This window comes from Micropruina sp. (genome assembly GCF_047602085.1).
Classification (GTDB): Bacteria; Actinomycetota; Actinomycetes; order Propionibacteriales; family Propionibacteriaceae; genus Micropruina.
Genome location: NZ_JASGID010000005.1, coordinates 408,627 through 430,899, shown reverse-complemented (window position 1 = coordinate 430,899; position 22,273 = coordinate 408,627). Strand labels below are relative to the sequence as shown.

Annotated in this window: 23 protein-coding genes; 11 read left to right on the top strand and 12 right to left on the bottom strand. The window is 69.8% G+C overall.

From position 1 onward, the window contains the following. Window positions 1-70: 70 nt before the first annotated feature. Window positions 71-1,660: a S9 family peptidase gene (locus QM721_RS10980; protein ID WP_415121849.1), complete on the bottom strand. Its 1,590-nt coding sequence runs from the start codon at window positions 1,658-1,660 to the stop codon at window positions 71-73. Between the two features lie 504 nt (window positions 1,661-2,164). Here QM721_RS10980 and QM721_RS10975 point away from each other — a divergent pair. Next, the gene (locus QM721_RS10975) at window positions 2,165-3,115 is read left to right on the top strand and encodes a ribokinase (RefSeq protein ID WP_415121847.1); all 951 of its coding nucleotides are present in this window, start codon (window positions 2,165-2,167) and stop codon (window positions 3,113-3,115) included. A gap of 276 nt (window positions 3,116-3,391) precedes the next feature. On the opposite strand, the gene QM721_RS10970 is transcribed toward QM721_RS10975, so the two are convergent. From QM721_RS10970 to QM721_RS10945, 6 genes are all read right to left on the bottom strand, one after another. Then, entirely contained in the window at window positions 3,392-3,568 is a 177-nt protein-coding gene (locus QM721_RS10970; RefSeq protein WP_415121845.1) for a hypothetical protein, read from the bottom strand. Window positions 3,569-3,827: 259 nt separating this feature from the next. Further along, the gene (locus tag QM721_RS10965; RefSeq protein ID WP_415122084.1) at window positions 3,828-4,244 is read right to left on the bottom strand and encodes a nucleoside hydrolase; all 417 of its coding nucleotides are present in this window, start codon (window positions 4,242-4,244) and stop codon (window positions 3,828-3,830) included. A gap of 62 nt (window positions 4,245-4,306) precedes the next feature. Next, window positions 4,307-4,594 (bottom strand): PspC domain-containing protein, encoded by a 288-nt coding sequence (locus QM721_RS10960; RefSeq protein ID WP_415121843.1) that lies wholly within the window; start codon window positions 4,592-4,594, stop codon window positions 4,307-4,309. Further along, window positions 4,591-4,779 (bottom strand): hypothetical protein, encoded by a 189-nt coding sequence (locus QM721_RS10955; protein ID WP_415121841.1) that lies wholly within the window; start codon window positions 4,777-4,779, stop codon window positions 4,591-4,593. The genes QM721_RS10960 and QM721_RS10955 overlap by 4 nt, the downstream gene beginning before the upstream one ends. After that, the gene (locus QM721_RS10950; RefSeq protein ID WP_415121839.1) at window positions 4,776-5,075 is read right to left on the bottom strand and encodes a hypothetical protein; all 300 of its coding nucleotides are present in this window, start codon (window positions 5,073-5,075) and stop codon (window positions 4,776-4,778) included. The genes QM721_RS10955 and QM721_RS10950 overlap by 4 nt, the downstream gene beginning before the upstream one ends. Continuing rightward, on the bottom strand, window positions 5,044-6,138 hold the full coding sequence (locus tag QM721_RS10945; RefSeq protein ID WP_415122082.1) for a PspC domain-containing protein: 1,095 nt from the start codon (window positions 6,136-6,138) through the stop codon (window positions 5,044-5,046). Before QM721_RS10945 ends, QM721_RS10950 begins: the two co-directional genes overlap by 32 nt. Here QM721_RS10945 and QM721_RS10940 point away from each other — a divergent pair. The 3 genes from QM721_RS10940 to QM721_RS10930 are packed head-to-tail and all read left to right on the top strand — an operon-like array spanning window position 6,068 to window position 8,201. Continuing rightward, window positions 6,068-6,229 (top strand): hypothetical protein, encoded by a 162-nt coding sequence (locus QM721_RS10940; RefSeq protein ID WP_415122088.1) that lies wholly within the window; start codon window positions 6,068-6,070, stop codon window positions 6,227-6,229. The two genes, QM721_RS10945 and QM721_RS10940, sit on opposite strands and share 71 nt — an antisense overlap. 53 nt (window positions 6,230-6,282) lie before the next feature. Beyond that, on the top strand, window positions 6,283-7,542 hold the full coding sequence (locus tag QM721_RS10935) for a PspC domain-containing protein (protein WP_415121837.1): 1,260 nt from the start codon (window positions 6,283-6,285) through the stop codon (window positions 7,540-7,542). Further along, window positions 7,539-8,201 carry a LuxR C-terminal-related transcriptional regulator gene (locus QM721_RS10930; RefSeq protein ID WP_415121835.1) on the top strand — a complete coding sequence of 221 codons (663 nt, stop codon included), beginning with the start codon at window positions 7,539-7,541 and terminating at the stop codon, window positions 8,199-8,201. Before QM721_RS10935 ends, QM721_RS10930 begins: the two co-directional genes overlap by 4 nt. Before the next feature lie 102 nt (window positions 8,202-8,303). Here the strand turns inward: QM721_RS10930 and QM721_RS10925 are convergent, their stop codons facing one another. Together QM721_RS10925 and QM721_RS10920 are read right to left on the bottom strand one after the other, a co-directional pair. Then, window positions 8,304-8,705, bottom strand: coding sequence for a type II toxin-antitoxin system VapC family toxin (locus QM721_RS10925; protein ID WP_415121833.1), 402 nt, complete (start codon window positions 8,703-8,705; stop codon window positions 8,304-8,306). Continuing rightward, on the bottom strand, window positions 8,702-8,962 hold the full coding sequence (locus QM721_RS10920) for a type II toxin-antitoxin system Phd/YefM family antitoxin (RefSeq protein WP_415121831.1): 261 nt from the start codon (window positions 8,960-8,962) through the stop codon (window positions 8,702-8,704). The genes QM721_RS10925 and QM721_RS10920 overlap by 4 nt, the downstream gene beginning before the upstream one ends. A gap of 247 nt (window positions 8,963-9,209) precedes the next feature. On the opposite strand from QM721_RS10920, the gene pcrA reads away from it, so the two are divergent. After that, window positions 9,210-11,639: a DNA helicase PcrA gene (pcrA, locus tag QM721_RS10915; RefSeq protein ID WP_415121829.1), complete on the top strand. Its 2,430-nt coding sequence runs from the start codon at window positions 9,210-9,212 to the stop codon at window positions 11,637-11,639. A 320-nt stretch (window positions 11,640-11,959) separates the two neighbouring features. On the opposite strand, the gene QM721_RS10910 is transcribed toward pcrA, so the two are convergent. Continuing rightward, window positions 11,960-12,721, bottom strand: coding sequence for a M23 family metallopeptidase (locus tag QM721_RS10910; RefSeq protein WP_415121827.1), 762 nt, complete (start codon window positions 12,719-12,721; stop codon window positions 11,960-11,962). Window positions 12,722-13,143: 422 nt separating this feature from the next. Between QM721_RS10910 and sucC the strand changes: the two genes are divergently transcribed. Together sucC and sucD are read left to right on the top strand one after the other, a co-directional pair. Then, window positions 13,144-14,316: an ADP-forming succinate--CoA ligase subunit beta gene (gene sucC / locus QM721_RS10905; RefSeq protein ID WP_415121825.1), complete on the top strand. Its 1,173-nt coding sequence runs from the start codon at window positions 13,144-13,146 to the stop codon at window positions 14,314-14,316. A gap of 14 nt (window positions 14,317-14,330) precedes the next feature. Continuing rightward, the gene (gene sucD / locus QM721_RS10900) at window positions 14,331-15,221 is read left to right on the top strand and encodes a succinate--CoA ligase subunit alpha (protein ID WP_415121823.1); all 891 of its coding nucleotides are present in this window, start codon (window positions 14,331-14,333) and stop codon (window positions 15,219-15,221) included. Window positions 15,222-15,334: 113 nt separating this feature from the next. On the opposite strand, the gene QM721_RS10895 is transcribed toward sucD, so the two are convergent. Continuing rightward, complete coding sequence (locus QM721_RS10895) at window positions 15,335-17,005, bottom strand: hypothetical protein (protein WP_415121821.1); 1,671 nt, start codon at window positions 17,003-17,005, stop codon at window positions 15,335-15,337. A 101-nt stretch (window positions 17,006-17,106) separates the two neighbouring features. Here QM721_RS10895 and QM721_RS10890 point away from each other — a divergent pair, with 101 nt between their 5' ends. The 4 genes from QM721_RS10890 to QM721_RS10875 all read left to right on the top strand — a co-directional run bounded on the left by QM721_RS10890 (window position 17,107) and on the right by QM721_RS10875 (window position 21,053). After that, window positions 17,107-18,414 carry a DUF6350 family protein gene (locus QM721_RS10890; RefSeq protein ID WP_415121819.1) on the top strand — a complete coding sequence of 436 codons (1,308 nt, stop codon included), beginning with the start codon at window positions 17,107-17,109 and terminating at the stop codon, window positions 18,412-18,414. A gap of 182 nt (window positions 18,415-18,596) precedes the next feature. Beyond that, window positions 18,597-19,175: a phosphoribosylglycinamide formyltransferase gene (gene purN, locus QM721_RS10885; protein WP_415121817.1), complete on the top strand. Its 579-nt coding sequence runs from the start codon at window positions 18,597-18,599 to the stop codon at window positions 19,173-19,175. Further along, window positions 19,172-20,719: a bifunctional phosphoribosylaminoimidazolecarboxamide formyltransferase/IMP cyclohydrolase gene (gene purH, locus QM721_RS10880; protein WP_415121815.1), complete on the top strand. Its 1,548-nt coding sequence runs from the start codon at window positions 19,172-19,174 to the stop codon at window positions 20,717-20,719. Before purN ends, purH begins: the two co-directional genes overlap by 4 nt. Window positions 20,720-20,750: 31 nt before the next feature. Beyond that, window positions 20,751-21,053: a DUF3017 domain-containing protein gene (locus QM721_RS10875; RefSeq protein WP_415121813.1), complete on the top strand. Its 303-nt coding sequence runs from the start codon at window positions 20,751-20,753 to the stop codon at window positions 21,051-21,053. 207 nt (window positions 21,054-21,260) lie between these two features. Here the strand turns inward: QM721_RS10875 and QM721_RS10870 are convergent, their stop codons facing one another. Further along, window positions 21,261-22,247 (bottom strand): malate dehydrogenase, encoded by a 987-nt coding sequence (locus QM721_RS10870; protein ID WP_415121811.1) that lies wholly within the window; start codon window positions 22,245-22,247, stop codon window positions 21,261-21,263. Between the last annotated feature and the right edge of the window lie 26 nt (window positions 22,248-22,273).

Below are 22,273 nucleotides of genomic sequence, written 5' to 3'. Positions count from 1 at the left end.
ACCCGGTGCGCCTGGGGTTTCGACGCTCGACATCGACGGGCTCGACCGGCGTCAGTCTCGACCGGCCGGTTCACCCAACCGGTAGCTGCCGCGCCCACCAGCCGAGAATCGCCTCGAAGCGCTGCCGGCGGTGCCACGGCGTGCCCGAACGCGACAGTTCGTGGTTCTCGCCCGGAAACACCAGCAACTCGGCCTCGATGCCGCCCAGCTTGAGCTGAGCGTAGTAGCGCAACGCCTGTGACAAGGGGCAACGCAGGTCCTGCTCGGAATGGATCACGAACGTCGGGGTGGTCACCCGATCGGTCAGCAGCATCGGCGACTGGGCGTCCATCTGCTCTTTCGAGCCGTGGTAATGCTGCGGAAAGTACCACCCGATGTCAGACGCCCCGACGGACGAGGCCGGGTCGAGGTAGCCGCGCTCGACGATGGCGCCGGCCCAGCGGTGGTCCTGGGCGATGATCCAGGCGGTCAGGTAGCCCCCGTACGAGCCGCCCATGATGCCGACCCGGTCCCCGTCCAGGCCCGGCACCGTGGCGACGGCGTGGTCGAGAAAGGCGAGCACGTCGGCGGCGTCGAGGTTGCCGAAGTCGCCCTGAATGGCGCGGCCGTGCTCGCTGCCGTAGCCGGACGAGCCGCGCGGATTGCACATCACCACCGCGTAGCCGGCCTCGGCGTACACCTGCGCTTCGTCGAAGAAGGCGGGGGCATACGCCGCGAACGGGCCTCCGTGAATGAGCAGCAGCGTCGGGTGCGGGCCGGCACCATCGGGCAGCACCACCCAGCCGTGCACCGGGTAGCCGTCGGGTGCGGTGGTGGTGAGTTCGCGCGGTTCGCGAATGGTGGTCGCCGAACGCAGCCGCGCCGAGAAGTCGGTCAGCCGGCGCACCGCGCCGTTCTCGACCAGGCCCACCTCGTCCATGCCGGCGCCCGTGCGGTAGGTGACCACGATCGGGGCCGCTGCCCCGGGGCCGTCCGGGGTGCTGCCGCAGCCGACCAGGATCACCCCGGCCGTGCTGTCGAGCAACAGCTCGGTGCCGTCGGCGTCGGCGCGCAGCAACTGGCTGGCGCCCCGGTGCTCGGCGATGGCCAGCACGGACTCGCCGGCAGCCACCGGCGCTGCGGCGATCAGCACCTCGGGGTGGGTGACCAGACCTGGGCCGGCTTCGGTGAGCCGGTACAGCCCAGGGTGCGCCGCCACGAAGTCAACGCCCGACGCGCCCCGTTCGATGCCCACCAGCCAGGTGCCGGCACCGGCCACCACGGGCACGTGCACGGCCACGCTGCCATCGGTGAGCCGGACGATCGGTGAGCCGTCCACCGGCACCTGCAGCAGATCGCGGACCAGCGATTCGGCGCCCTCGGTGCGGGTGGTCGTGACCAGCACCGCGGAGCCGTCGGCGGTGAAGCAGGGCTGCATGACGTCGGCGTCACCGTCGGTGAGCCGGCGTGGCTCGGTGAATCCGAGGTTCTTCAGCGATTCGGGGTCGGCGCTGGCGGCGGCGCGGCCCTTGGGGGTCACGGCGGGTTCGCCGAAGACCTCGGGCACCTCGACCATGAACAGGTGGTTGCGTCGGTCGCGTAGCCAGCCCAGCCCGTTGAATTGGAAGTGCAGCGACGTGATGCGGCGCGGATCCTCCTGCTGCGGCTCGATGCCCTCCACCGTGCCGTAGCGGCCGGCTCTCGGGCACCCGGGCGATGAAGGCGAGGGTGCGCCCGTCGGGTGCGAAGGCGAAGTCCGAGACGCCGAGCGGCTGGTTGGTGAGGCACACCGCCTCGCCGCCCTGCGCCGGTATGACATGCACCTGCGGACGGTCGTTGGCGCCCGCGCGCAGAAAGCCGAGCAGTGAGCCGTCCGGCGAGAAGCGGGGGTGCGTATCGGCGTTGCCCCTGGTGAGGCGGCGCGGCGCGGAGCCGTCCAGGGGCACCCGGAACAGTTGCCCGACGTACCCGTCGCAGTCGAAGTCCGGCCGGCTGCTCGCCACCACGGCCCAACTGCCGTCGGGGTGCACGACCGGCTCCGACAAGGTGGTGAGCAATGGCAACTGATCGGGTCGCATAGCCCGACCCTAGTGCCGAGGGTTCCGCCGCCGCGGCACTCGACCGTTCCGCCGGACGTCGGCTAGGTTCGGGCCTTCACCGACGAACCCGAAGGAGCTAACAAGCCATGGCCTGCGGACGCGTGCTGGTGGTCGGTTCGCTCAACGCAGACCTGGTGGTGCGCACGGCCCGCCTTCCCGGGCCGGGACAGACCGTGACCGGCTCCGACCTGGTGATCGTGCCCGGCGGCAAGAGTGCCAACCAGGCCGCGGCGGTGGGCCGGCTGGGTGGCGACGTCGCGCTGCTCGGCTGCGTGGGTGACGACGGCAACGGTGCCATGCTGCTGAACAGCCTGCGGGCCTCGGGTGTCGACACCAGCGAGGTGCGGGTGCTGCCGGGGGTGTCGACCGGTTCGGCCATGATCGCCGTGGACGACGCCGGCGAGAACTGCATCATCGTCAGCCCCGGTGCCAACGGCAAGCTCACCGCGGCCGACGTCGCCGGTGCCGGCGCATTCTTCGACACCGCGGACGCAGCGTCGGTGCTCACCCTGTGCCTGGAGGTGCCGATCGAGGCTGTCCGGGCCGCGGCTCGCGCAGCCCGACAGCGCGGTGCGCGTGTGCTGCTCAACCTCTCGCCGTACTCCACGGTGGGTTCCGACCTGCTCGGCCTGGCCGACGTTGTGGTGGTCAACGCCCACGAACTGGGCGACCTGACCCGGCAGCCTGACTTCGCGCCGCTGGGCGACTGGACGGCGGTGGTCGAGGCCACCCGTGCCGTGCTCGGCCAGGCGGGTCCGGGCACGGTGGTGGTCACCCTGGGGGCCGGCGGCGCCCGGATCATCGACCTGAGAGCGGGTACGGCGTCACAGCAGATCCCGGCACCGCCGATCACGCCGGTCGACACCACCGGTGCCGGCGACGCGTTCCTGGCGGCGCTGGCCTTTCGGCTGGCCGCCGGTGACGACCTGCAGGCGGCCTGCGCGTTCGCCGTCCGGGTGGGCGCCTACGCCGCGACCGGTGAGGGGGCGCAGAACTCCTACCCGAGCGCCGAACAACTGGCGAACTGGCAGCCCTGAGACCGGGGGCCAAGCGCGGCCAGGTGCTCGCGGCGATACGTGCGTTTTGGCGACGGCCGCTACCCGCCGAGCAACGCCCTGCGCCGAAATGAGCGTTATGCCGGCCTCCGTGGCAAGCCATAACGCTGATTTCTGCGCGTCGAGCAAGAACCGCCGTGGGGGCACGCATCAATACGCACATTTCTCGGCAGGTTCGCCGGGGAAGCGCTCGGAATTGTTGGTTGATCGTGTCGAAGCCCCGTTGTCTGCGGTCTCGACACGTTCAACCGGCGAACCTCATCCAGCGGTCGGCCGGTAGGCCAGCAGCCGTTCGGCCAGCATCGGCCCCAATGGCCGGTCGGTCTCCAGCACCGCCCGTACGTGGGCGCCGTCCACATCCCTGGGGCCGAGGCGCCGGTCACGCAGGTCGCAGATGGTCTGTCCGCGGCCCGGTCCGCTGGTGTCGTCGGCCACCACCGGCACCTTCGGTGCCCGGGTCGCGGTGATCTGGCCGGCCGCGATCGCGGTGGCCAGCGGATCGTGCAGGTGCGCAGACCCGGCGTCCGTACCTGGTCACGCAGTAGTCGAAGTACACCGCCAGCATGTCGCCCAGAACCCGGTTCAGGGCCGGGTCTGATGCCTGCAAGGCCAGCCGGTCGGACTCTTCGAAAACGTGCTCGAGAGTTCCGTCCAACGGCACCAGCACGACCTGCCACGGTGCCTGCAGCACCAGCTATGCGGCCTCGGTGTCGTTGCCGATGTTCGCCTCGGCGACCGGGGTCAGGTTGCCTGGCACCAGTGCCGCCCCGCCCATGATCACCACCTGATGCACCCGGTGCACGATCGACGGGTCCTGGGCCAGGGCCAGGTTGGTCAGCGGGCCGATGGCGATCACGTCCAGCTCGCCCTCGTGCTGGTGGGCCGGCCGCACCAGCCTCTCGGCCGACTCGACCTCGGGTTGCTTGGCGGTGTGCGGCAACTCCACGTTGCGGCCGTGCATGTGCGGCACCCCACCGTCGTACTTGCCGATCAGCGGGTGCATGGCCCCGACGGCGACCGGTACATCGAGACGCCCCCATGGCCAGCCGGTCGAGCGTGTCGAGACCCCGGACTTGCCACTGTGGCAAGGGGTTTCGACACGCTCAACCAGCGCTGGTCGGGTTGATCAAAGCCTCGTCCGTCGGGTCTCGACAGGCTCGACCAGCGAAAAAATCAGCGCAGGTCGTCCGGGTTCTGGGTCGGACGATCGGCGGCCGGTGGGGTGTTGCGGTTGCCGAAGGCGTCCTTCACCTCGTCGAGGCCGGTGCGGCTGCTCGAATCGGTGGGCAGCACGGCCCAGAGCACCAGGTAGGCGATCCCGCCGACCTGGGTGAAGATCGCGACCAGCACGGTGATGATGCGCACCAAGCCCGAGTCGAGGTTGAGAAAACGGGCCAATCCGCCACACACGCCGCCAAGGAATTTGTCGGTGGTGGAACGGGTCAGGGATTTGCCGTTCATGGTTTTCCTTTCTGAGGTTTACGAGACAGCAGGAGGCCGATCAGGCCGATCACGACCAGGCCCAGCGGGGCGATGATCGAGACGAGTTTCCAGTCGACGGCGCCGAAGGTGGCGCACAGCGCCAGCAGGGCGATGCCGCAGCAGACCAGGCCGACGTTGAGCGCCGCCACATCGATGCGCTTCACGAGGTCACCCGCAGGTGTCCGGCGCCGGTTCTGACCACCAGGGTCAGCGTCGGGGCGGTGGGGTCGGTGATGCGCTGGTAGCTGCCGTCGAGGCCGAAGCCTTCGCGGTGGCCGTCGGGGCCGGTGTACTCGCCGAGGCCGATCTTCCAGTCCACCACCACGTTGCCGGTGGCTGGCAGGGTGAGCGAGACGTCGCCCAGCCCGCTGTCGAACTCGAACCGCCGGGTCTCGGTGATCGCCAGCCCGGACAGGTCGAGGGTGACGTCACCCGCGCCGTGGCTTTGTGAGGTGGGCAACTGTGCCAGCGTCAGGTAGCTGAACGTGTCGTCGCCGACCGGCCCCACCCGGGGTGTCGGCAGCAGCATCAGCACCGTGGCCAGGCCAGCGATCACCGACAGCGGCAGCAACCCGCGCGGACGGCCCGCGCAGGCCGCGATCAACAGGCCGACGCCCAGCCCGGCGAGCACCGTTCCGGCGTAGCCCACGGGGGGAACCTGCACCCCGGTGACGGCCGACAGCACGCCGAGGGTGGCCAGCCCGGCGCCGACCAGACACAGCACCAACGGCCACAACCAGCGGGGACGCGTCCGGTGGGTGCGGGCCGGCGGCGGCGTCCATTGCTGCGCGGGGGGCAGGGGTGCGGGGTCCGGCTCGGGGGAGCGCAGCGGGTCGATGACACTCGCTGAGTGGCGGAGGCTGGGCGGATCGAGGTTCGCGGGGTCGGCCGCGCCTGCCGGGTGGGTCGGGTTCACCGGGTGGGGGCGGGTAGCGCCCGGTGTGGCCCGGTACTCGACCAGCCGCGGAACGTCCAGGGGCTCGATCGGGTTGGGGTGCGCCGCGGGCCACGGGGGCGTCGCCGGGGTGGGGCCGGCGACGCCCCGGTCGTGGCGCTCCTGGGCGACCCGCTGCTGCCATTCGGCGGCCAGCCCGCTCGAAATCGGTCATCGGCTCGACCGGACGCTTAGGCAGCGGGGCGGGTGATTGCGCAGCCTCGGGGGGGCGGCTGCCCGCGGGCGGTTGCAGGCGGTGCCGGCGGTAGAAGCCGAAATACCACAGAAAGCCGAGGCCGACGGCGGGGGCGATACCGAACGGCAGCCACGATCCGATCAGCACGGTGATCAGTGCGCCCAGCCCGACCACGGCCCCGATCGTGGCCGCCGGGGACCAGGTGTGGGTGAAGGGGGCGAGGCGGTTGAGTGGAAGTTGGGTCGAGCCCTCGCGCGGTACCAGCAGTACCGCACCCACGTAGAGTGCGACGCCCAGACCGCCGATCAGCGACAGCAGCACCATGGCGATCCGCACGATGGTGGGGTCGACCTGCCAGCGGTGGGCCAGGGCCGAGCAGACGCCACCCAACACGGCGCCGGAGCGGGCGCGGCGCAGCGGGGTGAGTTCCATGCCAGCCACTTTGGTCGGCGACCAGCGCCGGGCCAACTGGGAAGACCCCTGAAGCGACCCCCAAAGCATTGGTCGGCCCCGCTGCGGCGTGTGAGGCTTGGTGCTGTGACCGTCTCGCCCGTGCCTGCGCAGCCCGTTTCGCGGCGTGCGGACCGGCGCCTCGACACCGCCTGGCTGGCCGGGGTGTGCAGCGGGCTGGCCGCCCACCTGAACTGGCCGGTGCTGGTGTTGCGGCTCGGTTTCGTGCTGCTCAGCGCCAGCATGGGCCTCGGCGTGGGCGTCTACCTGGTGCTGTGGCTGGCACTGCCACTGGCGTCCGAGGCGCCGCAGGCTCCCGGCATCGAAGCAGCCAGCCGCGGCGGCCTGCGTACAGTTCCGGACGGCCACCGAGTGCCGGCCGATCTGGGCGTGATGTCGGCGGTGATGCTACTGGGCGCCGGCCTGCTCTGGTTCGTGGAGGCGGCGGGGCTCGGAGCTCCGGCACCGGCACTGTGGCCGGCGCTGGCCGGCGTACCCGGGCTCATGCTGATCTGGTGGCAGGCCGACCACATTCCCAACCGGTCGATGACGGGACTGACCGGCTGGCGTCGCTGGTTCGCGCCGCTGATTGCGCACTGGTCGCGGATCGTCCGGATTTTGATCGGGTTGTTCGGGCTGGGCACGGCAGTGGGCCTGACCGTGATGGCGCTGCCGCCGCTGCCGGAGGGCATGCGGACGTTGGTCGTGCTGGGCCTGGCGGTGCTGGGGCTGCTACTGGCGGCGGCGCCTTGGATCATTCGGGTGCGGCGCTCGCTGGCCACCATTCGCGAAGAGAAAATGCTCGCCGACGCCCGGGCCGACATGGCCGCCCACCTGCACGACTCGGTGCTGCAGACCCTGGCGCTGATCCAGCGCCAGGCGTCCGATCCCAAGGCGGTGGCGACCCTGGCCCGGCGCCAAGAACGCGAGTTGCGGGCCTGGCTGTACGGCGAGACGTCCGAGGCCGCGACGGTGAAGGCGGCGCTGGTGGACTCCGCCGCCGAGGTCGAGGACGATCACGGGGTCGACGTCGACATCGTGGTGGTCGGCGATCGCGAGCTGGCCGCTGACCTGCGGCCGCTGGTTCAGGCGGCCCGCGAGGCCATGGTGAACGCCGCCAAGCATGCCGGGGTGGCCAAGGTCGACGTGTACGCCGAGGTGGACCACGACACCATCGAGGTCTTCGTGCGCGACCGCGGTAGCGGTTTCGTGCTGGAGGAGATTCCCGCCGACCGGATGGGTGTGCGTGGCTCGATCGTCGAGCGATTGCGGCGCTCCGGCGGCAATGCAACGATCAGAAGTGCCCCCGGCGAGGGCACCGAGGTACGACTGGAGATGAAGCGATGACCGAGCAGACCACACCGACCGCGGCCCACCGGGTGGTGATCGTGGACGACCATGCCATGTTCCGCAGCGGCGTCAAGCACGACATCGGTGCCCGGGTGCAGATCGTCGGCGAGGGCGAGGACGTGCCGACGGCGGTAGCGGCCGTGCTCAAGGCCCAGCCGGACGTGGTGCTGCTCGACGTGCACCTGCCCGGCGGGGGCGGGGTCGAGGTGCTCAAGCAGGTGCATGCGGTCGAACCCGAGATCAGGTTCCTGGCGCTCAGCGTCAGCGATGCGGCCGAGGATGTGATCGGCGTGATCCGGGGCGGTGCGCGCGGCTATGTCACCAAGTCGATCTCGGCCGACGAGCTGGTCGACGCCATCGCCCGGGTGGCCGAGGGCGATGCGGTGTTCTCGCCCCGCCTGGCCGGGTTCGTGCTGGACGCCTTCTCGGGTTCGATCGACATCGCCGAGGTCGACGAAGAGCTCGATCGGCTGTCGCAGCGCGAACGCGAGGTGATGCGGCTGATTGCCCGCGGGTACGCCTACAAAGAGATCGCCCGCGAACTGTTCATCTCGATCAAGACCGTCGAGACCCACGTGTCCAGCGTGCTGCGCAAACTGCAGTTGTCGAACCGGCACCAGTTGACCCGGTGGGCCACGGATCGCCGGCTGGTCTGAGCGACGGCGGTCGAGCTGCTCGTCGCTGGTCGAGACCCTTCGCGATCCCTGGGACGAGTCACTTCGACGAACTCAATGAGCGGGCGGCGGCCGGGTCTCGACTCAGACGTTGATCACCGTAAGCAGGCCCAATTCGGCGAGCACTGCGAAGTCGTCGTCCTGACTCACCACGGGTAGGTCGTTCGCGATTGCCACAGCGGCGATCCAGAGGTCATTGACGTTGACCCGGCGTCCGGCTTGATGGACTTCGACCCGTAGCCGAGCCCATGCCGCCGTAGCAACGATGTCCACAGGCAGCGGCTCGACCGCGGCGACTCGCTCCAGTGTCGCTAGTCGCGTGGAACGGTCGGCAAGGGTCTGTGCGGCCAGAACCCCGGCTTCCAACTCGGCCAAGGTAATGACCGATACCCGCAACTCGTCGGGTAGCCGGTCCTGGTGCAACCGACGCCCGCTCTCCATCGCGACGAAAACACTCGTGTCGGCCAGTCCACGGGTCGGAGTCACGCCGGATTGCCCAGGTCGTCGGTGGTGTCACCGGAGATCCAGGCGAGGTCGGCGCGCAACCGGTGATCGGACGCGGCGCGAGCCTGCAGTCCGGCGAGTTCGTCCCGTGTCAACACGATCGGACGCTGACTCCGAGGGCGGGTGATCAATGCGACCGGAAGCCCGTTGACGGTGACCGTCACGTCTGCCCCCTCGCTTACCCGGCGTAGCACGGCAGCGGTGTGATTGCGGAGCTCGCGGCTGGCCACGCTGGTCATGTGGGCAAACGTAGCACAATGTGCACAGTGGGGTGGATAGGGGGTGACGCTTCGTGGACGACCAAGCGGCTGGTCGGGTGGCGTGATGAACTCGCCCGGCAGTTGGGGTGCGGGCGCCCTCCGCGTCCGGGTCTGGGCAGGGGCCCTGGTAGAAGTGTGCGAAACCGACCTGTCGACAGGCCTGACGGGCACCCTGTGGAGTGAGTCACTCTGCAATGTCGGATCGAGCGCTTAAGGTTGGGACGCGATGACCGACACCCTGTTCCCGGACCTGTTCAACTTCTCCACCGAGCCGTCCGCGTCCGCCGGTGGGGCGGAGGCGCCGGCGTCCCCGCGCGCCGGCGAGGGGGGCGCGCGACGCCAGCGGATCACCGAGGCCGAACTGCTGTCCGAGCTGAATCCGCCGCAACGCGAGGCGGTGCTGCATGCCGGGGGACCGGTGCTGGTGGTGGCCGGCGCCGGTTCGGGCAAGACCCGGGTGCTGACCCGCCGGATCGCCCACCTGGTCAGCTTCCGGCAGGTGCACCCTGGGTCGATCCTGGCCATCACGTTCACCAACAAGGCCGCTGCCGAGATGCGGCACCGGGTGGTCGATATGGTCGGCAACCGGGCCAAGCTGATGTGGGTCTCCACCTTTCACTCGGCGTGTGTGCGCATGCTGCGTGCCGACATTCACCGGTTCGGCATCAGCCGCACGTTCTCGATCTACGACGACACCGACGCCAAGCGGCTGATGACCCTGGTGCTGCGTGACGCCGAGGTCGACCCCAAGCGGTACCCGGTTCGCACAGTGTTGAACTGGGTGAGCAATTGCAAGAACGAACTGGTTGATCACGAGACCGCCGCTGCCCGCGCCGCGACCGACGCCGAAAAGGTGTACGCCGAGGCGTACCGGGACTATCAAGGACGGCTGACCAGGGCGAACGCCCTCGACTTCGACGACCTGATCATGACCACCGTGCACCTACTGCAGGCGTACCCCGACCTGCGCGAGCAGTACCGGCGGCGGTTTCGGCACGTGCTGGTCGACGAGTACCAAGACACCAACCACGCCCAATACGCCCTGGTCCGTGAGCTGTGCGCCGACCTGCCGGTGCCCGAGGGCATGGTTGGGGTCGAGCCGCCCGAGCTGATGGTGGTCGGCGACTCCGACCAGTCGATCTACGCCTTCCGGGGTGCGACGATCCGCAACATCTTGGCCTTCGAGGCCGACTTCCCGGGCGCCACCACCATCGTGTTGGAGCAGAACTACCGCTCCACCCAGACCATTCTGAACGCCGCCAACGCGGTGATCACCCGCAACTCGGGGCGTCCGCAGAAGCGGCTCTGGTCTGAGGCCGGCGACGGTGAGCGAATCGTCGGCTGGGTGGCCGACACCGAGCATGACGAGGCGCAGTTCGTCGCCGACGAGATCGACCGGCTCAGCGACGCCGGGCATGCCAAACCCGCTGACGTGGCGGTTTTCTACCGCACCAACGCCCAGTCGCGGGCCTTCGAAGAGGTGTTCATTCGGGTCGGCATGCCGTACCGGGTGGTCGGCGGCGTCCGGTTCTACGAGCGGCGCGAGGTGCGCGACGCGATCGCCTACCTGCGCTCGATCGCGAACCCGGCCGACGACGTATCGGTGCGGCGCATCCTGAACGTCCCTCGGCGGGGCATCGGTGAGCGCGCCGAGGCGGCGATCGAAGTGTTGGCGGCGGCCGAGCGGATTCCGTTCGGGGCCGCGCTGGCCCGGGCGTCCGAGGCCCCGGGGCTGGCCACTCGATCGCTCACCCAGATTCAGTCGTTCGCGAGCATGCTGGCCGAGCATCGGGCGATGATGGGCGACGGCGCCGCCGCCGACACGGTCCTCACCTCGATTCTGGAGAAGTCCGGCTACATCGACGAGCTGAAGAACTCCGACGACCCGCAGGACGCCACCCGGCTGGAGAACCTGATCGAGCTGGTCGCGGTGGCCCAGGAGTTCGTCGCCGCCGCCCACGCCGTTGACCTGCCGCCGGAGGGCGGCGAGCTGGCTGCCGCGGCCCCCGAACCGGACGATTCGCTGCCGGCATTTCTGGAGCGGATCGCGCTGGTCGCCGACTCCGATCAGATTCCGGACGCCGATGGCGAGGGCGAGGGCACCGGCGTGGTCACCCTGATGACCCTGCACACCGCGAAGGGCCTGGAGTTTCCGGTGGTCTTTCTGACCGGCTTCGAGGACGGCATCTTTCCCCACCAGCGCGCGCTCACCGATGCCGACGAACTGCAGGAGGAGCGTCGACTCGCCTATGTGGGCATCACCCGGGCGCGGCAGCGGCTGTACCTGAGCCGGGCTGTGGTCCGCACGCTGTGGGGAACCCCGCAGTACAACCCGCCCAGTCGGTTCACCGAAGAGATTCCCCAGCACCTGTTCGACTGGCGGCGGCTCGGCGCGGCGCAGGTGGGCTTCGCCTCACGCGCAAAGGCCCGCACCGAGCAGGCCTGGCGCAACACGGTCGGGTTCGGGTCGAAGCCGGCACTGGCCAAGACCGTGCCATCGGTGCAGCCCGGCGATCGGGTGCTGCACACGGTGTTCGGCATGGGCACGGTGCTGGCCACCAGTGGAGCGGGCGACCTAGCCAAGGCCGACGTCGACTTCGGCAGCAGCGGGCTGAAGCGTCTCAGCCTGAAGCACGCGCCGATGGAGAAGCTCTGAGCGCGAACGCCGGTCGAGCGTGGCGAGACCTCAGGTCATGGCCATGGGCACGAGACGGCTGAGCAACGCAACCACCGCTGGTTGAGCTACCTCGAAACCCTTTGCCAGCCATGGACCGCGGCTTCGCGCGCGGATCGGCAGGGAGGGGTTTCGGCGAATCTTCGGGTCAGCGACCAAGTGCCCTTCGGGGCCGCCGTGGGGCGGGAAGATCGGCGAATCTCCGGGCCAGAGCGCCCGGTGCGAGGTTCTCGACAACCTCGACCAGCGAAAATCGGCGTGCCCCCCACGCACGGCGAACCCGTTGCTCGGTGAGCTTGGGGTCAGCCGGCGTTCTTCAGGTAGGGCGCCGGGTCGACGGCCTTGCCGTTGACGTACACCGAGAAGTGCAGATGGCAGGCGGTCGAAATGCCGGTGTTGCCCACGGTGCCGAGCAGTTCGCCCTTATGCACTCGCTGGCCGACCTTCACCGCGATCGTGTCCATGTGCAGGTAGGCGGTCTCGAGTTCGACGCCGCCGACGGTGCCGCCGTCGATGCGCACGTTATGGCCCGAGCCCCCGTTGTAACCGCCGGTGGCCACCTTGATGACGGTGCCGCTCTGAGCGGCCCAGATCGGCTGGCCGCAGGCGCCGCCGATGTCTTGGCCGTTGTGCATGCGGTAGTAATGCAGAATCGGGTGCAGCCGCATGCCGAACCCCGAGCCGAATTTGCCCGCGGTCGGCATCAGAAAGTTCGACCGGTCGTTGAGCAGCTTCGACTGTTCGTTGATCTGCTCGGCGTTGGTGTCGAGCGCCTCGGTGCGCGTTTCGAGTGCCTCCGACTTGCGTCCGGCAGCGAGTTCTGCGGCGGTCTGGGCCAGCGCCTGGCTGCGGGCCTGTGCCAGTGCCTGCGGGGCGATGCCGCGGGCGGCGTCACGGCTGACGTCCTGGTCGCGGGCGTCCATCGCGGCGGCGTTGACGCCGGCAACGGTCGGCTGTGGAACCGGTGCGGCCGACGACGGGCGGCTGGTCAGGTGCGTCATGCCGAGGCCGAGGGAGCCGATGGCGAGCGCCGCGACACCTCTGCGAAGGAGTCGGGACCCCATGGTGTCGGTCGCTGCGGGCCGAGCCTCAGGTGGGCGCACGCGGGTCTCTCCTCCAGTACTGCAACGTTGGTCGGTCATCCGAGAACCGGAAACCTGTCAGCACCTTAGCATTTCTTAGGGAGTTTCTCAGAATCGAACGGTTGGGCCAGGGATGCCCCACCTCTGGCCCCCACGTCGGGCCCTCACGTCGGGCCGCTGCCTCTGGCCCCCGTCCCTGGTCCTCGTCACGGCGGACGTCCCGCCGATCTTGCCGGTCGATCCGGCAGTCTCCGGGCGTTCAGGGCTCCGTGACGCCGCGACGGCACTGGTTTCGTCCACCAGTTGGCGACAGGCCCGGCCGCGGGATGCGGATCGTCGTGCGGGCCGACTATCGTGACCCGGGTGCCGAGCGGGCGGTGAGGCCCGGAAGGATGGAGCAGGCAGTGGATCTTTTCGAGTACCAGGCAAGGGATCTTTTCGAGGCCCAAGGGGTACCGGTACTGCGGGGCATCGTGGCCCGCACGCCCGAGGAGGCCGAGCAGGCCGCACGGACGCTCGCCACCCCCGTGGTGGTGGTCAAGGCGCAGGTGAAGGTCGGTGGCCGCGGCAAGGCGGGCGGGGTGAAGTTGGCTCGCAGCCCCGAAGAGGCGCGGCAGAAGGCGTCCGAGATTCTCGGCCTCGACATCAAGGGCCACATCGTCGAGCAGGTGATGGTCACTGAGGGTGCCGACATCGCCGAGGAGTACTACTTCAGCCTGCTGCTCGACCGGGCCAACCGCAGCTACCTGGCGATGTGCTCGGTCGAGGGCGGCATGGACATCGAGACGCTGGCCGAGGAGCGTCCGGAGGCCCTGGCCAAGGTCGAGGTCGACCCGATCGCCGGGCTCGACGCTGCCAAAGCCGACGAGATCGTGGCGGCCGCCGGCTTCGCCGAGGCCGATCGGGCCGCAGTGGCGGGGGTACTGGTGCTGCTGGGCGAGGTGTACCGCGACAACGACGCCACCCTGGTCGAGGTCAACCCGCTGGTGAAGACCGGTGACGGCACAATCCTGGCGCTGGACGGCAAGGTGTCGCTCGACGCGAACGCATCTTTCCGGCACCCCGACTGGGACGTGCTCAGCGACGAGTCGCGCGACGACCCGCTCGAGATCCGGGCCCGCGAGCGCGGCCTCAACTACGTGAAGCTCGACGGCAGCGTCGGCATCATCGGCAACGGGGCCGGTCTGGTGATGAGCACCCTCGACGTGGTCGCCGGCGCGGGCAAGGAGTTCCCCGGCAGCCCCACCCCGGCCAACTTCCTCGACATCGGCGGCGGCGCGTCGGCGCAGGTGATGGCCGACGGGCTCGACATCATTCTCTCCGACCCCCAGGTGAAGGTGGTTTTCGTCAACGTGTTCGGCGGCATCACCGCCTGCTCCGAGGTGGCCAAGGGCATCATCGCCGCGCTCGGCATGCTGGGCGAGAAGGCGACCAAACCGATCGTGGTGCGGCTCGACGGCAACGCGGTCGAGATCGGCCGGCACATTCTGGCCGAAGCCGCCCACCCGCTGGTCACGATGGAACTCACGATGGACTCGGCCGCCCGCAAGGCCGCCGAACTGGCCAGCAAGAACTGAGAGGGACGACGCTCATGACGATCTGGTTGGACCAGAACTCCAAGGTGCTCGTGCAGGGCATGACCGGCTCCGAGGGTCGCAAGCACACCCAGCGGATGATCAGCTCGGGCACCCGCATCGTCGGGGGTGTCACGCCCGGCAAGGGCGGGCAAACGGTTACCTTTGAAGAAGACCCGGTGCTGGTCTACGACTCGGTCGCCGAGGCCCGCGCGGCCACCGGCGCCAACGTGTCGGTGATCTTCGTGCCGGCGGCCTTTACCAAGAGGGCGGTGTTCGAGGCCGTCGACGCCGGCATCGAGTTGGTGGTGGTGATCACCGAGGGCGTTCCGGTCAAAGACACCGCCGAGTTCTACGCCTATGCGTCCTCCAGCGGCACCACCCGGCTGATCGGCCCCAACTGCCCGGGCCTGATCAGCCCCGGACATTCCAACGTGGGCATCATTCCGGCCAGCATCGCTCCTCGTCCGGGCCGGATCGGCCTGGTCAGCAAGTCGGGCACGCTGACCTACCAGATGATGTTCGAGCTGGCCGACATCGGCTTCTCGAGTGCGGTGGGCATCGGCGGCGACCCGATCATCGGCACCACCCACATCGACGCCCTCGAAGCGTTCGAGAACGACCCCGAAACCGACTGCATCGTGATGATCGGCGAGATCGGCGGCGACGCCGAGGAGCGGGCGGCCGCCTATATCGCCGAGCACGTCACCAAGCCCGTGGCCGGCTATGTCGCCGGGTTCACCGCCCCTGAGGGCAAGACGATGGGCCACGCCGGTGCGATCGTGTCGGGCTCCAAGGGCACCGCCCAGGCCAAGCAGGCCGCACTGGAGGCCGCCGGGGTCAAGGTGGGCCGCACCCCCAGCGAAACCGCCGCACTGGTGCGCGCGATCATGGAGCCCCGTACCTAACCCGACCTAACCCCAACCCCACGTTTCCGGGTTTCAGCGTCGTTTCCGTGGTTCAAACCACGGAAACGACGCTGAAACCCGGAAACGTCGCGGCAGTGCCAGCGGGAGCGACCTCAGGCGAACTGGGTGGCCCGCTGGGCCGCCCGGCCGACCAGCGCTTTCCAGGCGGCATCGGTGAAGTCGAAGTTCGCCGACGGGTTGGCCAGCAGGTACACCAGCCGAGTGCCGACGGCGACAACACCCACCCGGAACGTCACGGTCTTGCTGTCGCTGATCCGCTGAGTGACCACATAGCTCTTGCCCTCCAGCTTCTTGGAGCCTTCGCCCACGGCCGACACGTCGGCGGTCTGTACCTTCGCAGTGAGGGTGCGGTCGCCGCATTCGGCGAAGTTGTCGGTCAGCGTTTTCGCCATCGCGGTGGCCGCCGAGGCCTTACTGAAGGTGTAGATGGCCTGGTCGATGCCGAAGCCTTCGGGGGCCTTGGAGTCGTCGGTGAGCAGATAGGTGCGGTGCGCGGCCTCGGTGGTTCCGGGCAGCTTGTTCAGGTCGACGTCCTCGCACTGGCTGCCGACCAGGTTGGGCGCCGCGGCGTCCGTGGCGGTCCACTTGCCCTCGCCTGGGGTCAGTAGCGGTACGTCCACCCACGCCAGCCAGCCGACCGGGTCGGTCGCCGGAGGCAGCGTTGCGGACGCCTTCGGGGTCGTCGGGCAGGTGCCGGTGGCGATGCCGCACTGCCTGGCGAGCGACGTCGCGATGGTGCTGCTGAGCGCCCCTGCGCCCACGACGGGAGTTTCGGTGACGGACGCGTCCGTCACGCCGACGAACCGGCCGGTGCGGGTGATCAGCAGGGTGTGCTGGGTGCCGTCAGTGAGTGCGACGGTAAGCGCCGTGGCCGAGTCGGCCAGGCCGTCGATGCGGTAGACGGCCAGCAACTGAGCGTCGGAACAGCTAGCCGCCTGGCTGAGCAGGGCCTGGTAGGCGGTGGTCGCTGCCGGCTCGTCGGCCATGGCCTGGGCGACCTGCACCAGCACGCCGCCGTCCCGGTCGGCGGTGAAGCGCCGGCTCGCCTCGGTGTCGGGGGCGGCGCCGCCGGTGGACGACAGCTCGACGCACGCGGGCGTTGGTGCCGCACCGGTCGGGTCCGCGGCCTCGGTCCAACGGGTCGACTTGCGCAGGTCGGTCAGGTCGTCGGCCACCAGCAGTTGGGCCGCGTCGAGGCCAGCCGGACTGGGGCTGACGCTGACGCTGTCCGCCGGGCCGGTCGAGGTGACCGGCGGGTTCTCGGTGCTGCCACCGGGCCGGGCCCGCCAGAAAACCAGGCTCAGCGCCACGGCCGCCGCGACCACGGCAGCCGTGATGAGGATCAGTCGGCGCCGAGGGTGACCTGCGGTGCCGTCCGGTTCGGCGAGGACGGACGTCTCGGTCACGGCGTCGGGAGTCACCGCGCTGGTTGCGAAGGGCTCATCGACCCACGGGGGTGAACTCACGCTGGCGGCCGAGCGGCGGGGTGCGCCGGCCACGGCGTCTTCGGACACCGGCTCGGCCGAGAATCGGCGCCCCACCGGGGCCGGTTGCAGCGGCTCGGGCAGGGTGGGTGCCGGCGGCGGAATCGGCGTGCTCACCTCCGGCTGGTCGTCCGGGGCCGACACCTCATCCTCCGGCAAGGTGTCGGCCGGCGCCCATCCTCGCGAGGGGCTCGCCGCGCTTGTCGCTGCGTCGTCGGTGAGGTCGTCGTCCAAGGGTTCCAGAGCGCGTCGCGGCCGGTCGGAGTCGGTGTCGCTCATGAGGTCCTTGTCGTCGGGAGGGGGTTGACCTCAACGAGTTTAGTGCGGGTGGGCGTGTCCGGCCCACCGGCGCCGGGCGGCTGCCCGACGATGGTGGGACCATGCCCGTTCCATCTGATCGCCGTCGCTCGCGTCTGCAGCTAACCGTTGCCGCAGTCAACCCTGGCGCCGAGGCGATCCCCGTGCTGGAGTTTCCGCTGCTGCCCACGGCCCTGGCGGCAGGCGCCGCCGCCGCCGTGGTGGGCTGGTTGCTGGTGATCGGCCTGGTGATGGTCGGCTGGTTCACCGCGATGGCCATACCGGTGCCGCGCATGCTCGGCTTCGCCGGGCAACTGTGGCTGGCCGGGCACGGCGCCGGAGCCACGATCGGCGAGGTCACCGTGACTCTTGCTCCGCTCGGGCTCAGCCTGCTGTTCGTGCTGCTGACCCGCACCGTGGTCGGTCTCGTGTTGCGGGTGGTGCCCGGCGCCGCCCTGGACGGGCTGGGTGCGCTCAAGGCGTGGGCTTTGGTGACGGCAGGCTACGGCGCCGTCGGCGGGGTGGTCGCCCTCAGCTCAGGTGCCGCGCCGCGGGCCGGGTGGGCGCTGCTGGGCGGACTGGTGGTGGGTGCGCTGGGCTCCGGCTGGGTGCTCGCGCCCAGGTTGCGGCGGCTGGCGCCGGCACCGGTGTGGCTGGCCGGCCTGCCGAGGGCCGTCGTCACCGGCCTAGCCACGATGACCGCCGTCGCCGCCGCTGTGCTGCTGGTCGGCCTGATCGTCGGCAGCGAGCGGGTCAGCCTGATCGAGAACTCCCTGGCCACCGATGCGGTCGGCAATTGGCTGCTGGTCATCGCCCAACTGCTCTACCTGCCCAACCTGCTGGCCTGGTCGGCCAGTTGGGTGCTCGGCGCCGGCTTCAGTGTCGGTGTCGGTTCGTTCGTCTCGCCGTTGCTCAGCACCGTCGGCCTGTTGCCGGCCGTGCCGGTGTTCGGTGCGGTGCCGCAGCCCGGCGGCGGTTCGGCTTGGAGCTACGCGTGGCTGGTCTCGGGGCTGGTCGCCGGGGCCGCCGCGGGCTGGACGGCGTCGGCGCGACCCGCGGTCGGCGGCAGTTGGCTACGGGCGCTCGCTCGTGGCGCCGGCTCAGGCTTCGGCGTCGCAGTGCTGATCGTCGTGGTCGGGGTGCTGTCGCGCGGTGATCTGGGCAATGGACGGCTGGTCGGCATGGGCCCGGTGTTGCTCAATCTGATCTGGCTGGCGCCATTGCCGCTGGCGTTCGGCGGTGCGTCGGGTGCCCTCGGCCACTGGTTCGCCAAGGCCCGGCACCTGCCGGAGGTACCGCGTCCGGGCGGTCCCGACGACACCACCGAACTGCTCGACATGCCCACCGAAAGGCTGGAGCAGCAGACCGTCCCCCTGGCCCGCCGCGACTAGCTGTACCCCCCCGGGGACACGGCGACGTTGCTCAGCTTTGGGTTCGTTGCGCAGGTTTGAACCTGAGCAACGAACCCAAACCCGAGCAACGTGCGGACGTGCGGACGTGCGGACGGGGGTGGGGGTGCCCAGGGGTGGGCGGGCGGGGGCGAACACTGCGAAGCGTCGGTAGGCTGGCGTTCATGCCCATTCGCGTCGCAGTGCTGGTGTCTGGCACCGGCAGCCTGCTGCAGGCGCTGCTCGACGCTCATGGCGACGGACGGCTGGAGGCCGAAGTCGTCGTGGTCGGGGCCGACAACCCGTCGGCGCAGGGGCTGGAGCGCGCGGCGGCGGCCGGCGTGCCGACCTTCGTGCACCCCTTCAGCAAGGGTGGCGACCGGGCTGCGTGGGACGCCGAGCTCACCCGGTTGGTCGCAGAGCACGACGTCGAGCTGGTGGTGTTGGCCGGCTTCATGAAACTGGTCGGCCCGGTGTTTCTGGCCCGCTTCGGCGGCCGGACGATCAACACCCACCCGGCCCTGCTGCCTAGCTTTCCCGGCATGCACGGCCCTCGGGACGCCCTTGAACACGGTGTGAAGATCACCGGCACCACGGTGTTCGAAGTCGACGCCGGCGTCGACACCGGCCGGATTCTCGCCCAGGAGGCCGTCCGGGTGCTGCCCGACGACACCGTCGATTCGCTGCACGAGCGGATCAAGGTGGCCGAGCGGGCCCTGCTGGTGCACACCGTCAACGAACTGGCCCGTCAGGGGGACTCATGACCGACCGCACACCGATTCGCCGCGCCTTGTTGTCGGTGTACGACAAGACCGGCCTGGTCGAACTCGGCCGAGCGCTGGCCGACGCCGGGGTCGAGCTGGTCTCGACCGGGTCGACCGCCCGCACGCTGACCGACGCCGGGGTGCCGGTCACGCCGGTGGAGCAGGTGACCGGCTTCGCCGAATGCCTGGACGGCCGGGTCAAGACCCTGCACCCGCACATTCACGCCGGGCTGCTGGCCGACCTGCGGCTCGCGTCGCACCGCGAGCAACTCGCCGAACTGGGCATCGAGCCGTTCCAACTGGTGGTCAGCAACCTCTACCCGTTCACTGCAACCGTGGCGTCGGGGGCGACCCCGGACGAGTGCGTCGAACAGATCGACATCGGCGGGCCGAGCATGGTGCGGGCAGCGGCCAAGAACCACCCGTCGGTGGCCATCGTCACCGCCCCCGACCAGTACCCGAGCGTGCTGGACGCGCTGGCCGCCGGCGGTTTCACTCTCGGCGAGCGGCAGGGACTGGCCACCGCCGCGTTTCGGCACACCGCCGGCTACGACATGGCGGTGGCGTCCTGGCTGGGGGAGCAGTTCGAGGACGGCGAGTTCCCGGGCTGGATCGCCGGAGCCTGGCATCAGGTCGGCGGGCTGCGCTACGGCGAGAACGCCCATCAGGCGGCGGCCCTGTACCGCTACCCCAACGGCCCGGACGGCATCACCGGGGCCGACCAGTTGCACGGCAAGGAGATGAGCTACAACAACTACACCGACGGCGATGCCGCCTACCGGGCCGCCTACGACTTCAGCGAGCCGGCGGTGGCGATCATCAAGCACGCCAATCCGTGCGGCATCGCGGTCGGCGCCGACATCGCCGAGGCGCACCGCAAGGCGCACGCCTGCGACCCGGTGAGTGCGTTCGGCGGGGTGATCGCCACCAACCGTCCGGTGTCGGTGGCGATGGCCGAGCAGGTGGCCGAGGTGTTCACCGAAGTGCTGATCGCGCCCGGCTACGAGCCCGGGGCGCTTGAGGTGCTGACCCGCAAGAAGAACGTCCGGCTGCTCAAGGCGGCCCCCTACGAGCATCGCGCACGTCAGTTGCAGCCCATCTCGGGTGGCGCGCTGCTGCAGCAACCCGACCGCATCGACGCCCCCGGCGACGACCCGGCGAACTGGACGCTCGCCGCGGGTGAGCCTGCCGATTCCGCCACCCTAGCCGACCTGGCCTTCGCCTGGCGGGCCTGCCGCGCGGTGAAGAGCAACGCGATTCTGCTGGCCAGGGAGGGAGCGTCTGTTGGGGTCGGCATGGGCCAGGTGAACCGGGTGGACTCGTGCCGGCTGGCCGTGGAGCGGGCGGGGGAGCGGGCGGTCGGTTCGGTCGCGGCCTCGGACGCCTTCTTTCCGTTCGCGGACGGCCCCGGCATTTTGATCGCCGCCGGCGTGCGGGCCATCGTGCAGCCGGGTGGCTCGATGCGCGACGCCGAGACCATTGAGGCGGCCAGTGCCGCGGGCGTGACCATGTACTGCACCGGCACCCGGCACTTCTTCCACTGAGCAGGTGGCGGAGCGTGGCACGATCGGCACCATGACCGCACCCGCGGAGCGTCCGCCGAAGAACTTCGCCCAGCAGGTGCTGGGCCAGTGGCCGCTGGCCAGCGTGCTGGTGGGGGTGTTCGTGGGGCTGGGTGTGGCCGCCACTGGTCACTGGCGCAGCGGCACCACCTTGATCGGGCTGGCGATCAGCCTGGGCGGGCTGTTCCGGTTGCTGCCCAATCGACGAGTCGGGCTGCTGGCAGTGCGCAACCGTCCGGTCGACACCATCGTGTTGCTCACCATTGGCATCGGCATCGTCGTGCTGTCCTGGGCCGTGCCCGCGATGCGGAGCTGAGACCACCGGGCGAAGCTGCCGGCGCAGGTGCGCCGGACGATCCATCCGCCTGCACCGTTCTCACCTGCGCTGTCGCCCGAAGCCAGCGAAGACGCTGACTTTCGCCGGTCGAGCTTGTCGAGACCTCGGTGATGACGTTGTGGCAAGGGGGTTTCGACAAGGCTCAACCAGCGGTGGCACGTTGATCAGTGTTTCCCGGGGAAGCGCTCAGATCAGGCCGAGTTCGGTGACCGCGGCGGCCTCGTCCTGCAATTCGGCGACCGAGGCGTCGATCTTGGCGCGGCTGAAGTCGTTGATCTCGAGGCCCTCGACGATCGCCCACGAACCGTTCTGGGTGGTGACCGGGAACGAGCTGATGATGCCCTCGGGCACGCCGTACGATCCGTCGGACGGCACCGCCGCTGAGATCCAGTCGCCGGCCGGGGTTCCCTGCACCCAGTCGCGCATGTGTTCGATGGTGGCGTTCGCCGCCGAGGCCGCCGACGACGAGCCGCGGGCCGCGATGATCGCCGCTCCGCGCTTGGCGACGGTGGGAATGAAGTCATTCTCGATCCAGGCCTGGTCGTCGATCAGCGCCGCCGCGTTCTGGCCATTCACCTCAGCGTGGAACAGGTCGGGGTACTGGGTGGCGGAGTGGTTGCCCCAGATGGTCATGTGGCTGACCGCGGTCACCGGCACACCGGCCTTCTGCGCCACTTGGCTGATCGCCCGATTGTGGTCGAGCCGGGTCAGGGCGTTGAACCGCTCGGTGGGAATGTCGGGGGCGTTCTTCATGGCGATCAGGGCGTTGGTGTTGGCCGGGTTGCCGGTGACCAGCACCCGGATGTCATCGGCGGCGACCTCGTTGAGCGCCTTGCCCTGAGCGGTGAAAATGGCGCCGTTGGCGCTGAGCAGGTCACCGCGCTCCATGCCGGCGGTGCGCGGTCGTGCGCCGACCAGCATGGCCAGGTTGACCCCGTCGAACACCTTCGTGGGGTCGTCGCCGATCTCGACCTTGGCCAGGTTCGGGAACGCGCAGTCGTCCAGTTCCATCACCACGCCCTCCAGGGCCTTCAGGGCTGGGGTGATCTCGAGCAGCCGCAACTCGACCTGCTGATCGGGGCCGAGCAGCGCACCGCTGGCGATGCGGAACAGCAGGCTGTAGCAGATCTGGCCGGCCGCGCCGGTGACGGCGACCTTGACGGGTGTGCTCACGGGTTTCTCCTCAACGACGAGTGGTG